Annotated in this window: 13 protein-coding genes; 3 read left to right on the top strand and 10 right to left on the bottom strand. The window is 65.4% G+C overall.

All coding sequences use genetic code 11. From position 1 onward, the window contains the following. Positions 1-18: 18 nt before the first annotated feature. The 6 genes from ACCD06_RS21420 to ACCD06_RS21445 all read right to left on the bottom strand — a co-directional run bounded on the left by ACCD06_RS21420 (position 19) and on the right by ACCD06_RS21445 (position 5970). Positions 19-1290 carry an alpha/beta hydrolase family esterase gene (locus ACCD06_RS21420; RefSeq protein WP_136702863.1) on the bottom strand — a complete coding sequence of 424 codons (1272 nt, stop codon included), beginning with the start codon at positions 1288-1290 and terminating at the stop codon, positions 19-21. Positions 1291-1343: 53 nt separating this feature from the next. Further along, on the bottom strand, positions 1344-1763 hold the full coding sequence (locus ACCD06_RS21425) for a CopG family transcriptional regulator (RefSeq protein WP_136702862.1): 420 nt from the start codon (positions 1761-1763) through the stop codon (positions 1344-1346). A gap of 169 nt (positions 1764-1932) precedes the next feature. Continuing rightward, a complete protein-coding gene (locus ACCD06_RS21430) occupies positions 1933-3141 on the bottom strand; it encodes an ABC transporter substrate-binding protein (protein WP_136702861.1) in 1209 nt (402 codons plus the stop codon). 83 nt (positions 3142-3224) lie between these two features. After that, the gene (locus ACCD06_RS21435) at positions 3225-4004 is read right to left on the bottom strand and encodes a 3-hydroxybutyrate dehydrogenase (RefSeq protein WP_413343357.1); all 780 of its coding nucleotides are present in this window, start codon (positions 4002-4004) and stop codon (positions 3225-3227) included. 34 nt (positions 4005-4038) lie between these two features. Further along, positions 4039-4977, bottom strand: coding sequence for a 3-keto-5-aminohexanoate cleavage protein (locus ACCD06_RS21440; RefSeq protein ID WP_136702859.1), 939 nt, complete (start codon positions 4975-4977; stop codon positions 4039-4041). Positions 4978-5058: 81 nt separating this feature from the next. Beyond that, on the bottom strand, positions 5059-5970 hold the full coding sequence (locus ACCD06_RS21445; protein WP_413343360.1) for a 3-hydroxyacyl-CoA dehydrogenase family protein: 912 nt from the start codon (positions 5968-5970) through the stop codon (positions 5059-5061). A 332-nt stretch (positions 5971-6302) separates the two neighbouring features. Between ACCD06_RS21445 and ACCD06_RS21450 the strand changes: the two genes are divergently transcribed. After that, positions 6303-7730 carry a sigma-54 interaction domain-containing protein gene (locus ACCD06_RS21450; protein WP_413343362.1) on the top strand — a complete coding sequence of 476 codons (1428 nt, stop codon included), beginning with the start codon at positions 6303-6305 and terminating at the stop codon, positions 7728-7730. Positions 7731-7821: 91 nt separating this feature from the next. Here ACCD06_RS21450 and ACCD06_RS21455 read toward each other — a convergent pair whose 3' ends face one another. Then, the gene (locus ACCD06_RS21455) at positions 7822-8682 is read right to left on the bottom strand and encodes a helix-turn-helix transcriptional regulator (RefSeq protein ID WP_413343364.1); all 861 of its coding nucleotides are present in this window, start codon (positions 8680-8682) and stop codon (positions 7822-7824) included. A gap of 102 nt (positions 8683-8784) precedes the next feature. On the opposite strand from ACCD06_RS21455, the gene ACCD06_RS21460 reads away from it, so the two are divergent. Beyond that, a complete protein-coding gene (locus tag ACCD06_RS21460) occupies positions 8785-9672 on the top strand; it encodes an SDR family oxidoreductase (protein ID WP_413343366.1) in 888 nt (295 codons plus the stop codon). A gap of 9 nt (positions 9673-9681) precedes the next feature. Here ACCD06_RS21460 and ACCD06_RS21465 read toward each other — a convergent pair whose 3' ends face one another. Next, positions 9682-10458 (bottom strand): AraC family transcriptional regulator, encoded by a 777-nt coding sequence (locus tag ACCD06_RS21465; protein WP_413343368.1) that lies wholly within the window; start codon positions 10456-10458, stop codon positions 9682-9684. A 166-nt stretch (positions 10459-10624) separates the two neighbouring features. Between ACCD06_RS21465 and ACCD06_RS21470 the strand changes: the two genes are divergently transcribed. Further along, on the top strand, positions 10625-11818 hold the full coding sequence (locus tag ACCD06_RS21470; protein WP_413343370.1) for an MFS transporter: 1194 nt from the start codon (positions 10625-10627) through the stop codon (positions 11816-11818). Between the two features lie 95 nt (positions 11819-11913). Here the strand turns inward: ACCD06_RS21470 and fae are convergent, their stop codons facing one another. Both fae and ACCD06_RS21480 read right to left on the bottom strand, forming a co-directional pair. Beyond that, positions 11914-12447: a formaldehyde-activating enzyme gene (gene fae, locus ACCD06_RS21475; protein ID WP_109157507.1), complete on the bottom strand. Its 534-nt coding sequence runs from the start codon at positions 12445-12447 to the stop codon at positions 11914-11916. Positions 12448-12671: 224 nt separating this feature from the next. Next, entirely contained in the window at positions 12672-13562 is an 891-nt protein-coding gene (locus ACCD06_RS21480; RefSeq protein WP_109157508.1) for a glycine betaine ABC transporter substrate-binding protein, read from the bottom strand. Between the last annotated feature and the right edge of the window lie 277 nt (positions 13563-13839).

The raw sequence follows: 13839 nt of genomic DNA on the forward strand, positions 1-13839 counted from the left end.
CTATGATGCGGGTGGCCGTCAGGCGGACGCGGTCCGCAACTGGTGTCCCAGGAAGAAGCGCAGCATCTCCGCCGTGGCGTCCGGACCCTGCGGGTCGGTGTAGGAGCCGGTGGGGCTCCCACCCGCCCAAGCATGTCCGGCGCCATGGATAGCCCACAGTTCGCACAGCGTCCGGCCGGAAGGGTCGGTGTGCAGGGTTCGGCTGTAGGAACGCCGGCCGGGGGCTTCGCCATGTTGCACTTCGGTGCCGAGGCCGGCCGCGGCGGCCGTCGCGCGGGCCGCCACATGATCGCCGTTTCGCGGGTGGACGACGGTATCGCGATCACCGTGGAAGATGATGGTGGGCACGGGGTGGCCGGCACCCGCTCTTCCTGCTCTTGCCCTGCCTGTGGCTCCGCCGTCGCCCTGGCGCATGGCGGCGAGGGCGGAGGGAAGATCGTGCGCGGCGCCGGCAGGCAGGCCGGAATGCACGCCGACCGCCGCATAGAGGTCGGGATAGGCTTCCCCCATGATGGCCGCGGCGGCACCGCCGGCCGACAGCCCGGCAATGTAAACCCGGTTCGGGTCGATGGGGTGGTCGTGGATGATCCGGCGGGTGATCCCAGCCAGCAGGTCAGGCTCCCCTTGTCCGCGGCGCTGGTCTTCGGGTTTGAACCAGTTCCAGCAGCGCTGGGCGTTGGCCGAGGTCGGCTGTTCGGGGTAGGCGACGTAAACGCCGTGCCGCTCGGCAAAGGCGTTCATCCTGGTCCCTGCGGAGAAATCGTCGGGCGACTGGGTGCAGCCGTGCAGCATCACCACCAGCGGACGCAGCCCGTCTCCGCGGTTGGCCGGCACATAGAGCTTATACGCCCGCGTCCCCGCTGCCCCGCTGTGGGACGCCGTTGCGAAGGACGCGCCATCCGGCAGCGGTTCGGCGGGCGGGCGCGGCGCACCGGTTCCGCCTAGCAACCCCGTCGGCTGCAGGCGCGCGGCAAGGCCGCGCAGGGTCTCGCTCAGGCCGGTCCTCGCGCCCTTTCCTGACCGGCCTCCCGGCATCTTGCCGGCCGGTCGCGCGCGGTTCGGGGTGTCGCTGCGAACCTGCGGTCCGGGAGCAGCATCGAGGTTCACGAACTCTCCCTCCAGCAAAGTCGGGTCTGGCACGGTGGCCGGAGTTGCCGCAGGTTCGGCCGCGCCCTCTCCGCGCAGCAGACGCTGGACCAGACCGGTCGCTTCGGCGAGCCGGCCAGCCCGGGTCAGTCGGGCGACCTCGTCCATGCCGGGCGGAAAGCCGGTGGGGCGTGTTTGGGACATTTGGGTGCTTTCTCGGTTCGGGGATGACGCCGACATCGGCTCTGCGGGACGCATCAGCGGATGCGGTCGGCGAGCGCCGCCTTGACGGCGGACGGCGCATGGAGCGCGCCAAGTACGGTCAGCGTGGCGATGGTGGCGCGGGCAAGCTCGGGCGTCACGTCCTGGGCGATGGCGGCAAGCCCGAGGACGCGGATATCCAGCATCCGCCCCTCGGCCTGTACGGCTTCCAGGTCGGCGCGGCTGAAATGACGAAGGCCCAGATCGACGCTCTTTCGCGTCACCGATTGGCGGACCACGTCAGCGTGTTTGTCGACTTGGTTGCGGATGGCAGTGCGGATGAAGTCGGTGCGGTTCGAATAAAACCCCTCCTCCACCAACAGGTCGATGTGACCTAGGTCGACGTAGCCGAGATTGATGGTGATCTTCTCGCTGTCTCCGGCTTTCGGCCGCAGGTCTCGCGCCACGTCGCTCATGATCGTCCATCCGCTCACCATCTGTCTGGATGGTAAATGGATGGTGGGCGCCGGCCGTTCAAGCCCGACCCCGATGTTTTCGGAAGCCGGACGGTACGCAACTCCCGCCACCGCGGATGGCCTGACGCGGCGCAATAAAAAGGGGAGCCCGAACGCTCCCCTTTTTCCGTCATTTTACGAGCGGGCAGCCGCTTGCCTTCGGGTCGATGTAGGCCTGCGTACCGGGGATCTTCTTGATGATCTTGAAGTAATCCCAGGCGTATTTCGATTCGGCAGGCATCTTGATCTGCGCCAGATACATGTCGTCGAAGACGCGGCCGTTATCGGCGATCTTCGCCTCCTTCATCATCATGTCGGTGACCGGCATGCTGCGCATCTTGGCAGCCACCTTGTCGGCATCGTCGGTGCCGATTTCCTGCACGGCCTTCAGGTAATGGCGGACCGCCGAATACACACCGGCCTGGTTCATCGACGGCTTGCGGCCGGTCCGTTCCTCGAACTTCTTCGACCAGGCGCGGGTCTCGTCGTTCATGTCCCAGTAAAAGGAGTTCGCCAGCATCAGTCCCTGCGAGGTCTCCAGCCCGAGCGCCTTGATGTCGTTGATGTTCAGCAGCAGGCCGGCCAAGGTCTGCCCACTCTGGGGAATGCCGAATTCGGCCGCCTGCTTGACGCCGTTGATGGTGTCGCCGCCGGCATTGGCGAAGGCGACGACATCGGCGCCGGATGCCTGAGCCTGAAGCAGGTAGGAGGAGAAATCGGATGCGCCCAGCGGATGACGCACACTGCCCTTGATCGTCCCGCCGAGTTGCTTGACGGTGTCAGCCGCTTCGGCCTCCAGCGAATGGCCGAAGGCGTAATCGGCGGTGATGAAAAACCAGCTCTTCCTGCCCTGCTCGACCAGTGCGCGGGCGGTGGCAGAGGCGACGGCATGGTTGTCCCAGGTCCACTGGAAGCCGTAGGGGCTGCAATCCTTGCCCGTCAGATCGGTCGAACCCGGACCGGACATCAGGAACAGGCGCTTCTTGTCCCGCGTGATCCCCTGCACGGCCAGCGCGGCGGCCGAATTCGGCACATCGGCAATCACGTCCACCTTTTCCGTATCGATCCACTGGCGGGCGAGGTTGGCGGCGATGTCCGCCTTGTTCTGGTGGTCGCCGACGATGATCTCGATCTTCGTTCCGTTGATGGCGTTGCCGAACTCCTCTGCGGCCATCCTTGCGGCCACCGCCGATCCTTCGCCGTTGATGTCGGCATAGATGCCGGAGCGGTCGGACAGCATGCCGATCTTGATGACAGAGTCGGACATCTGGGCCTGGGCCTGGGCCGAACCCGCGGCCAGCGTGGCGAAGGCGACGCCGGCGAGAAGGAACTTGCGCATCTTTCACTCCCAATTCTGACAGTTCTTGGTGATTGGGGCGGTCGCCGGCGACGGCGCCGCCCGGAGGGTCGCGGAATGAGGACTCAATGGGTGGTATAGCCGCCGTCGACGGGAAGGACCGCACCGGTGATCGATGCCGCGGCGTCGGAACAGAGGAAGGCGATGGCGGCGGCGACCTCCTCCGGGCCAATCAGCCGGCCGATCGGCATCTTCTCCAGGAATACCGCCTTCAGGACCTGATCCTCGGGCAGGCCGGTGACCTGCGCCTGCTGGGCGATCTGCCGTTCAATGATCGGGGTCAGCACCGTGCCGGGACACACCGCGTTGCAGGTGATGCCGTGACCGGCGACCTCGATCGACACCGACTTGGTCAGGCCGATGATGCCGTGCTTGGCGGCCACATAGGCCGGCTTGTGCGGGGCGCCGACCATGCCCAGCACGGAGGCCGTGTTGACGATGCGCCCCCAGCCCCGTTCCCGCATCGCCGGCACAGCCGCCTTGATCGTGTGGAATGCGGCGCTGAGGTTGACTGCCAGTAGCAGGTCCCACTTGTCGTCGGGAAACTCGTGCAGGGCGGCGACATGCTGGACGCCGGCGTTGTTCACCAGGATGTCAATCGGTCCCAGCAGGTCAGCCGCCTCCGCCATCAGGGCGCGGGCCTCCTCCGGCCGGCTGAGATCGGCGGCGGAATAGACGATCCGGGTCCCGCTCCGCTCCGCGATCTCGGCACAGGTCCGGTCGATCTCCGCACGGTCGCCGAAGCCGTTGACCATCACATGGCAGCCCCGGCCGGCCAGTTCCCGCACCGTCGCCAGCCCGATTCCGCTGGTGGAGCCGGTAACCACGGCGTTTCTGTTCTGCATCTCTCGGTCCTTAGATATAAGAAAATGGGGCGGCTCAGAACGCCACCTGATCGGCGCCCTTGAGGTGGAGCATGGCGCGCGCCTCTTCCGGAGTGGCGACCTCCAGCGACAGTTCCTCCAGGATGCGGCGGATCTTCGTCACCTGCTCGGCGCTGTTCCGCGCCAACCGGCCCTTGGCGAGATAGAGGCTGTCCTCAAGCCCGACCCGGACATTGCCGCCCATCACCGCGGCCATGGTCGTGAAGGGAATCTGATGGCGGCCGGCGGCCAGCACCGACCATTCGTAATCCTTGCCGAACAGGCGGTCGGCAGTTTCGCGCATGAAGACGAGGTTGCGCTCCTCCGCCCCGATGCCGCCCAGGATTCCGAAGATCGTCTGGATGAAGAGCGGCGTCTTCACCAGCCCGCGATCAAGGAAATGTGCAAGATTATACAGATGGCCGACGTCATAGCATTCGAACTCGAAGCGCGTGCCACAGCCTTCACCGAGATGTTCCAGAATATAGGCGATGTCTCGGAAGGTGTTGCGGAAGATGAAGTCGTCGGTGCTGCGCAGATAGGGCTCTTCCCAGTCGTGCCTCCAGTTCTTGTACCGGTCGGCCAGAGGGAAGATGCCGAAGTTCATCGATCCCATGTTGAGCGAGCACATTTCCGGCTGGGCCTGCAGCGGGGCGGCAAGTCGTTCCTGAACCGTCATGTTGAGCGAGCCGCCGGTGGTGATGTTCAGCACCGCATCGGTCGATTGTTTCAGCCGCGGCAGGAACTGCATGAACACCGCCGGATCCGGTGTCGGCTGCCCGGTGCGGGGATCGCGGGCGTGCAGGTGCAGGATCGCTGCCCCGGCCTCGGCCGCACCGACCCCCTGCTCGACGATCTCGTCGGGCGTGACCGGCAGGGCGTCCGACATGGTGGGTGTGTGGATCGAGCCCGTCAGCGCGCAGCTGATGATGACTTTCTTGCCTGATGCGGCCATGCAAGGCCCTCCTGTGTAAGTCCGCCCGTCGGGGTTGCGGACGATTGAAGATTGAACGTCGCCGAGCGGCTGCGGTGGCGGCTACCGGCGTTCCAGGGCATCCAGCCGTTGAAGATGCGTGGCAAGGGTGGTGGCGACCTCCTCCCGCTGCGCTTCCGTCCAGGTCCGGAAGCCCACGCCTGCCTTCATGCCCAGCCGCCCTGACGCAACCAGATGGCGCAGAAGGGGCAACGGACCGGGACTGCGGTCGAGATCGGGAAGGACATGCTCATGAACCGCGAGGGTCAGGTCGGTGCCGACAAGATCGGCATTCTCCAACGGTCCAAGCACGGCGAGCCGCCGGCCGAAACTCGCCTTGACCACGGCATCGACCGTTTCGGCATCGCACACGCCGTTCTGGACCAGGGCAATCGCCTCACGCCAGAGCGCGTGCTGCAGACGATTGCCGATGAAGCCGGGAACATCCTTGCGGACATGCACCGGCGTCTTTCCAATGGACGTCAGCAGGCCCATCATCGCTGTGATCGCGGCATCGCTGCTATCCTTGGTCTGAATCACCTCGACCAGCGGGATCAGATAGGGCGGATTCCACCAATGGGTGCCCATGGCGCGGGTCTTGTCGGAAAGCGGCTCCATGATCCGCGTGATCGGGATCACCGACGTGTTGCTGGCCAGAAGTGCATGGGCTGGCGCCTCCGCTTCGATGGCCGCGACGATGCGTTGTTTGAGGGCGAGGTCCTCCGGCACCGCCTCGATAACGATGTCGGCGCTGGCAACGGCCCCCGCCAGCGTTTCGTGCAGCTCGATCAGGTCGGCGGCCGCGACGTCTTCCCCCAAAACCTGCAAATTGCGGCGGATATGGTCGGGGATCGCGGACCGGCGTTCGGCATCGGGTTCCTGGATGGCGACGCGATGTCCGGCGGCGGCAAAGGCCTGTGCGATCCCGTGCCCCATCAGTCCGCCGCCGATGATCGCGATGCGCTGGTTTGTCATGGCGCGTGCATTTCCCCCTTTGCCTGACCGGAAGCCTGTGCCCCACCACCCATTTCCTGCCAAGGCCCACAGGATCGCGAGACGGATTGTTCAGATGGCGTGCATTTTGGAAGGGATGGCTAGCAACACGCGTGCCATGCGAGTAAATACTTGAAAAGAAAGAATATATTCAAAGAGACGCTCAACATGCGGGGGAGCAGGATTCAGCGATCGCTGACAGTCGACTGGCGCAAAGGGCGGAACACCGCTGCAAATCGGCACTTTCCCCGTGTTCACTTTTCTGACAGACAATGTGCGACATATTGACAATCAGTGACGCAAAGGAGCGTGGCATGCAGAAGGATCCGGCCGGCCATTTCGCTGCGGCACGTGCGCTGATGGTGATGATCGATGAGATGATCGACGGCGCCATCCTGGTCGATCAGGATGCGCGCCTCGTCTGGTCAAACGACAAGCATGTCTGGTTCAGCGACAAACAGATTGCGATGCTTGGCTTCCGGTCGCCGGCGGACGCAATCGGCCAGCCGGTGGAACGCATCATTCCACACAGCCGGATGCGCGAGGTTGTAGAAACGGGCCGGTCGCTGCCGCTCGACATCATGCGCTATGGCGAGCACACGCTGCTGGTCAGCCGCCTGCCCCTGCGCGATGAGCGAGGACAGGTCATCGGAGCCCTCGCCTTCGCCCTGAAGAACAGCCTGACCTATCTTCGGCCCATCGCCGACCGTTTCAACAAGCTGCAGTCGCGCCTGACCCGTGTGGAGCAGGAGTTGGCGGCGAGCCGGGCCTCCCAATACACGGTCGAGAACCTGATCGGCTTCAGCCAGCCGATGTTGCAGGTCAAGCGGCTGGTGCGCAGGGCCGGCCAGATCCGGTCGGCGGTCCTTCTGCTTGGTGAAACCGGGACCGGCAAGGAACTGGTGGCTCAGTCGATCCATGCCTCCTCGGATCGCGCCCACCGTCCCTTCGTCGCCGTCAATACCGCCGCAATTCCCGAAAACCTTCTGGAAGCGGAGTTCTTCGGCGTCGCGCCGGGCGCATACACGGGCGCCGCCCGCCAGCCGCGCCCCGGCAAGTTCCAGCTTGCCCATGGCGGAACGCTGTTTCTCGACGAGATCGGCGACATGCCGCTGCCACTGCAGGCAAAACTGCTGCGCGCCCTGCAGGAACGCGAGGTCGAGCCGCTCGGGTCCAATCAGATCATCAAGGTCGATGTCCGCATCATCGCGGCAACCAGCCGTCCCCTGGCCGAGATGGTGCGCAGCGGCGCCTTCCGGTCGGATCTGTACTACCGGCTCAATGTCTTTCCGATACAGCTGCCGGCGCTCCGTGACCGCAAGGACGACCTGGAGATCCTCGCCCCCCTGTTTTCGGAGAAGATCGCCATCAGTCTTGATCAGCCGATGCGCGAGTTCACGCCTGCGGCGCTGGATGCGCTGCGACAGCATGATTGGCCCGGCAATGTCCGTGAACTGGCCAACGTCATCGAACAGGTCTATGTGCGCACCGAAGGTGAGCGCATCAGGGCCGAGGATTTCGCGGACATCCTTCCGAGCGCCGCAATCCAGCCGCCTGCCCCACCCGACCGGAAGCGGTCCCTGACCGCCGCCATGGACGAGCTGGAACGGTCGCTCATTCTGGAAGCCCTGGAGGATTGCCGGGGCAACAAGCTCGAAGCCGCCCGGAGGCTCGGCCTATCGCGCACAAACCTTTACGCCAAACTGCGCAAACACGGCATTGCGTCGCATTCAGACGACTGATGCCAGCCTCCTGACCGCGGCCCAGCATCCGGGCGTCGATGGACGGTCGCGGCCGTCGGACGGTCGGACGAGACCTATCAGGGCACTCCGCTCAGTGCCCTGCCGCCCCCGCCTCAGTCCTTCGGGCGACCATCGCCCGGATGCGGTCCTTGGTGTGCTCATCCAGCGGATTGTAGACCAGCAGCCCCAGGTCCGGGCGGCCATCGACGGCGAAGCCGGAAAACTCCATCTCGATGCTGCCGAGTTCGGGATGCTGGAGGTGCTTGATCCCCTCGCTCGGCGCATAGACATCGTTCTCCTTCCAGAACCGGGCGAAATCCGCGCTGGCCCGGCACAACTCGTCGACGAGGTCGGCAATCTCCTTCACCGCCCCGGCGCGGGCGGCGTCGACACGGAAGGCGCCGACCAGGAACCGCGCCATGCCTTCCCAATCCTTCTGCTTGGCCCGGATCGCCGGATTGCAGAACACCAGCCGCAGGATGTTGCGCCGGTCGGGGGGAAGCGTGGCGTAATCGGTCAGAACGACCGTGGCGGCCTGATTCCAGGCCAGCACGTCCCAAGTCGCCGTCTTGATGAAGGCGGGACAGGCGTCGAACGCATCCAACAGCCGTTGCAGACGCGGACTGACGCCGTCCGCCGGCCTGTACCGCATCTCCGGCGGACGGCCGAGCGCCAGGATGAACAGATGCTCCCGTTCCAGATCGGTCAGCAACAGGCTGCCGGCGATCCGGTCCAGCACGTCGGCCGACGGCGCCCCTCCCCGCCCCTGTTCCAGCCAGGTGTACCAGGTCGGGCTGATGTTGGCCCGTTGCGCCACCTCTTCCCGGCGCAGTCCCGGCGTACGGCGCCGCCCTGTGAAGCCGAAAACCGCCGGATCGAGCCGCGTGCGGCGGTCCCGTAAAAAGCCGGCTAGCGTGTTGGCCTTGTCCGCTGGTTTGGCGTCGGGCTGCATCGGCGATCCTGGTAGCCATTATACTAGGAAAACGTCACTACTTTAACAGGATATCACCGGGCGTCACAGTGGGGGTGACGAAATTGGAACGGTGATTTCCCCATGCGTATTTTCCTCACTGGCGCCACCGGCTTCATCGGCCGGGCGGTGCTGTCCGAACTTCTCCAAGCCGGCCATCAAGTCATCGGCATGACCCGCTCGGCCGACGGCGCCCGGGCGCTGGAAGCCGCCGGGGCCGAGCCACACCACGGCACGCTGGAGGACCCGGCGAGCGTCCGAAGCGGCGCCGAAAGAGCCGATGCGGTGATCCACACCGCCTTCGACCACGACTTCTCGCGCTTCGTCGAGAACTGCGAAAAGGATCGCCGGGTGATCGGCGCGCTGGGCGAGGTGCTGAAGGGGTCTCGGCGCCCGTTGCTGATCACGTCCGGGGTCGGCATCGGCGGTGCCGGCCATGGCCGGCTCGCGCGGGAAGATGTCTTCGATGAGTCCCACCCCAATCCGCGCATCGCGTCGGAGCGGGCCGGCAACGAGCTGCTGGATGCCGGCGTCAACGTCGCGGTGATGCGGCTGCCGCAGGTCCACAACACCGAGAAGCAGGGGCTGATCACCCCGCTGATCGCCATCTTCCGCGAAAAGGGGGCCGCAGCCTACATCGGCGACGGGCGCAACCGCTGGTCCGCCGGTCATCTCAGCGATGTCGCCCGCCTGTATCGGCTGGCCATCGAGAAGGCGGAACCCGGCGCCCGCTATCACGCGGTCGGCGAGGAAGGCGTCGAGACCCGCGCGATCGTCGAAGCGCTGGCGCGCGGCCTGAAGATCCCCTCGGTCTCAATCCCGCAGGACAAGGCGGCGGAGTCCTTCGGCTGGATGGCGATGTTCGCGGGCATCGACATGGCGGCATCCAGCGCCCTGACACAGGCGACGCTCGGTTGGCGACCGCAAGGCCCCGGTCTGATCGCCGACCTGGAGGCGATGCGATACCCATGAGCGGAAGAGTCAGCCGTCACCCTTGAGATAGGCGCGCGGCGACGATCCCAGCACCCGCTTGAACATCGCCGTGAAGGCGGCGGGGTTGTCATAGCCGAGGTCGAGCGCGACGGCGGTGACGCTCTCCCCCGCCACCAGCCGCGGCAGCGCGGCGGCAAGGCAGGCCTGCTGTCGCCATTCCAGGAAGCTCAGCCCGGTTTCCCGCCGGAACAGCCGGGTGAAGGCGCGCCGGCTGACCCCCAGCCCGTCGCACCATTGCTCGATCGTCTCATGCACCGCCGGCTGCCGAAGAAAGCGCCGGCAGCGCTCGGCCAGGGCCGGATTCGTCGGGAAGGGCACGGTCAGCGGCTGGGCCGGCAGATGCTGCATCTCGTAGCGGATCAGCGTCATCACCGCGCCGTCATGGCTGTCCGGGTCATAATCGGCCGGGACATCCACGGCGCGGGAAATCAGGCTGCGGATGAAGGGCGAAAGCCCGACGACCTGACAGCGGTCCGGCATGCCGCCGCTCAGGTCCGGATCGAGAAAAAGGCTGTGGGTGGTCACCGCCCCGATCATGCGGACCTCGTGCATGACACCAGGCGGGATCCACAAGCCGAAGTCCGGCGGCACCACCCACCGCCCTTGCGGCGTCGACATGATCAGCACCCCGGTGATACCGGAGATCAGCTGTCCGCGCCGGTGCCGGTGGAGCGGCAGCGTCCCGCCGTCCGGGTAGTCGTGGGTGGTGGCGAGCAGTGGCCGCTGGACGGCGTCGATCTCGTCGACGCGGACATTTCTGACCATGGCCCGATCTCGTAGGAAACTGGCCTGACCGCGGTGGCGGGCCTTCTCTGCCGACCGTAGGCTTACAGCGCATTCAACGCAACATGCCGGGCGATCCCGGACCGCCCCCTTCATCGAGGACGGGACGGACCCAACGCCTGAGGCGGAGAGAAGAGGGCATGCCCCCGTGACCGACACCACCATGAGCCGGCCCCGCACCGGTTCGACGGCCTTTTCCATTCTGGCCGCGATCAGCGCCTGCCACCTGCTCAACGACATGATCCAGTCGCTGCTGCCGGCGGTCTATCCGATCCTGAAGGACGAGTTCGGCCTCAGCTTCGCCCAACTCGGCCTGCTGACCTTCGTCTATCAGGTGACGGCATCGCTTCTTCAGCCGCTGGTCGGCCTGTTCACTGACCGCAAGCCGATGCCCTATTCGCTGGTCTTCGGCATGGGCTCCACCCTGCTCGGGCTTCTCACCCTGGCGTGGGCGCCCGGCTTTCCGGCGCTGCTGGCCGGCGGCATGCTGCTAGGCTTCGGGTCGTCCGTCTTCCATCCGGAAGCGTCGCGCATCGCGCGCCAGGCCTCCGGCGGCGCCCATGGGCTGGCCCAATCGCTGTTCCAGGTCGGCGGCAATCTCGGCTCCTCGCTCGGCCCGCTGCTGGCGGCCTTCGTCATTCTGCCCCACGGCCAGGGCAGCCTCAGCTGGTTCGCCATCGCCGCCCTTGCCGGTATGGTGGTCATGGTCCGGCTGGGCAGCTGGCAGCGACTGAACGCCAAACCCCGGTCGGGTGGCAGACAGTCGGCGCAGCGGAGCGAACTGCCGGCCGGACAGGTCGCCAGGGCCGTCGGCATCCTGATCGCGCTGATCGTCTCCAAATACGTCTATCTGGCCAGCATCACCAGCTACTACATCTTCTACCTGATCGACCGCTTCGGGTTGTCCACCGGCGACGCCCAGCTCTGCCTGTTCGTCTTTCTGGCGGCCGTCGCGGCGGGAACGGTGATCGGCGGTCCGGTCGGCGACCGCATCGGCCGCAAGACGGTGATCTGGGTCTCGATCCTCGGGATCCTGCCCTTCACCCTGGCCCTGCCCTATGTCGGCCTGACGGCGACGGTGGTTCTCAGCGCCGTGATCGGGCTGGCCCTGGCATCGGCCTTCCCCGCCATCGTGGTCTATGCACAGGAACTGCTGCCCGGCCGGGTCGGTCTGGTGTCGGGCCTGTTCTTCGGGCTGGCCTTCGGCGTCGCCGGCATCGGTGCGGCGGGGCTCGGCGTCGTCGCGGACTGGCGCGGCATCGGCTTCGTCTATTCCGCCTGCTCGTTCCTTCCGCTCCTGGGGCTGCTGACCGTCTTCCTGCCGAATGTGGAGCGCCGATAGCCGCCGGGGACGGGTCAAGCGGCCCTACGGCAAAAAGCCCGCGCTCCTGATCGGAGGCGGGCTTTTTTCCTGGTCTGCTGTGTCGGGCCAGCAGGTCACTCCAGCGGATCCAACATGAAATGCCGGACCTTGTGCCGGTTTTCGATCAGTTCGTCGATGGTGGGTTCATTGCGCATCGCCCGGCCGATGGCGATCTTGGTCGCCTCGTAATTGGTGCGGTAGAGATCGGCGCGATCGAGGTTCGGATCAGTGGGACAGCGGGGGTCGATCCAGACCATCACCAGAATGCACAGGTCGTTGATCCCGTCGCGCGGCAGTATGCCTTCGATGACGCAGTCCAGCACGGCGTCGGCCGTGGCCGCTTGGACGATGCCGCCGAACAGGTCGACATAGGCGCTGGACTTCATCGTGACCTTGGACACCATCATGGTGGCCGGACGGACCATCTGATTGCAATCCCGCACCGCGAACATGCGGGTGTGGCCGGCGGTCTGCCCCATCATGGTGGCGAATGCGTGGCCGGCCGGACCATCGACCGTTCCGATCACGATCTCCGGCATGGCGTCGGTGAACTGGCCCTCCTTGGCGAAGACGGTGGCTTCACCGACACGGAACAGCGGATTGGTCATGGGATCATCGTTCTCTTGATAAGGGTGACATTGCCGGTCAACCGGTGCGGATGCCGTCCAGCAGCCGGTCGGTCCTGCCGGGGCTCGATGCGATACCCTGCATGTGTGCTGACGAGTCCATCGGCGACCACGATCATGGCGTGGCTGAAGACGGCCGTCCCACACGCGTGCGCGTTTGGAACGGACCGCCTCCACGAACGGTAAGGGAAAGGGAGCGCGGCCAATCAAAGCTTGCCGGTGACCCAATAATCGACCCGGGCCTTGTTGTTCTTGATGTAATTGTCGACCGCCTGCTCGTAGCTGGTCTGCCGGGCTTCCTGCATCATCGCTTCCAGATCACCGATCGGCAGGACCATCCGGTTCAGGAATTCGAAGATTTCCGGATGATCCTGGTAGAAGCCTTTGCGGACGATGGCGTTCACGCTCTCCAACCCGCCCAACGCGCCCTTGGGGTCGTCCAGGTAGCGCAGCTTCCAGTTGGCGAACATCCAGTGCGGGCTCCAGCTCGTCACGACGATCCACTCGTTGCGCTTCATGGCGCGCTCCAGAGCGGCGAGCATCGCGGCGTCGCTGGCCGACACCAGCTGCAGGCCCTTCAGATCATAGGTCTTCAGCGCCTTTTCGGACGCCTGCATCAACCCCGATCCCGGATCGATGCCCTGGATCTTGCCGCCCAGCTTCTGCTGCACGTCCGGCTTCTTGAGATCCTCGATGGATTTGACCTGATCGACAGGGATGTAGTCCGGCACCACCCAGCCCAGGCGGGCACGGGTGTAGAGCGGGCCGAGGTCGACCACGTCCTTGCCGACCTTGTCGAGATAGGGCTTGTGGGTCAGCGGCTGCCACGACATCAGCATGGCGTCCAGCTTGCCGCTGGCGATGCCCTGATACTGGATGCCGATGTCGGCCATGGTCAGCTCGACCTTGTAACCGTACCGCTCCTCAATCACGGCTTTGGCCAGCTTCGTCACCGCTTCGGCGTCGGACCAGGCGGTCCAGCCGATGTTGATGGACTTCTCGGCGGCCTGCGCCGGGGCGGCGATCACGCCGGTCCCCAGACTGACCGTCATGGCCGCCGAAAGCAGCACGCCCAAGGCTTTACCGAAGATTTTCATCAAGAAGCCTCCTCTTATCGTTTGTTTGTTTGGACCCGTTTGGCCGGACGGCCCGGCGTCGCCGTGCCGAAACTTGCAGCAGACGCGAGCAGGTGGCCCGGAAGATCACCTCCGTCCTACCGGAGAACGCGATCGGATGATGGCTCCGGATCGAATGCATGATCCGCCGGCCACCTTCCGGGATCGACGCGGAAAGTCGTTTCCAACCAACGGGATCGTTGTTGGCATCAGTGCTGATTGAGGAAGAATGCCGGCCCCGAAAGCAAAAAACCTTCAT

This window comes from Azospirillum sp. CT11-132, assembly GCF_047302835.1.
GTDB lineage: Bacteria > Pseudomonadota > Alphaproteobacteria > Azospirillales > Azospirillaceae > Azospirillum.

Coding starts and splice junctions, on each gene's coding strand:
- ACCD06_RS21420 (WP_136702863.1), bottom strand. CDS start 1,290: ATGTCCCAAACACGCCCCACCGGCTTTCCGCCCGGCATGGACGAGGTC.
- ACCD06_RS21425 (WP_136702862.1), bottom strand. CDS start 1,763: ATGAGCGACGTGGCGCGAGACCTGCGGCCGAAAGCCGGAGACAGCGAG.
- ACCD06_RS21430 (WP_136702861.1), bottom strand. CDS start 3,141: ATGCGCAAGTTCCTTCTCGCCGGCGTCGCCTTCGCCACGCTGGCCGCG.
- ACCD06_RS21435 (WP_413343357.1), bottom strand. CDS start 4,004: ATGCAGAACAGAAACGCCGTGGTTACCGGCTCCACCAGCGGAATCGGG.
- ACCD06_RS21440 (WP_136702859.1), bottom strand. CDS start 4,977: ATGGCCGCATCAGGCAAGAAAGTCATCATCAGCTGCGCGCTGACGGGC.
- ACCD06_RS21445 (WP_413343360.1), bottom strand. CDS start 5,970: ATGACAAACCAGCGCATCGCGATCATCGGCGGCGGACTGATGGGGCAC.
- ACCD06_RS21450 (WP_413343362.1), top strand. CDS start 6,303: ATGCAGAAGGATCCGGCCGGCCATTTCGCTGCGGCACGTGCGCTGATG.
- ACCD06_RS21455 (WP_413343364.1), bottom strand. CDS start 8,682: ATGCAGCCCGACGCCAAACCAGCGGACAAGGCCAACACGCTAGCCGGC.
- ACCD06_RS21460 (WP_413343366.1), top strand. CDS start 8,785: ATGCGTATTTTCCTCACTGGCGCCACCGGCTTCATCGGCCGGGCGGTG.
- ACCD06_RS21465 (WP_413343368.1), bottom strand. CDS start 10,458: ATGGTCAGAAATGTCCGCGTCGACGAGATCGACGCCGTCCAGCGGCCA.
- fae (WP_109157507.1), bottom strand. CDS start 12,447: ATGACCAATCCGCTGTTCCGTGTCGGTGAAGCCACCGTCTTCGCCAAG.
- ACCD06_RS21480 (WP_109157508.1), bottom strand. CDS start 13,562: ATGAAAATCTTCGGTAAAGCCTTGGGCGTGCTGCTTTCGGCGGCCATG.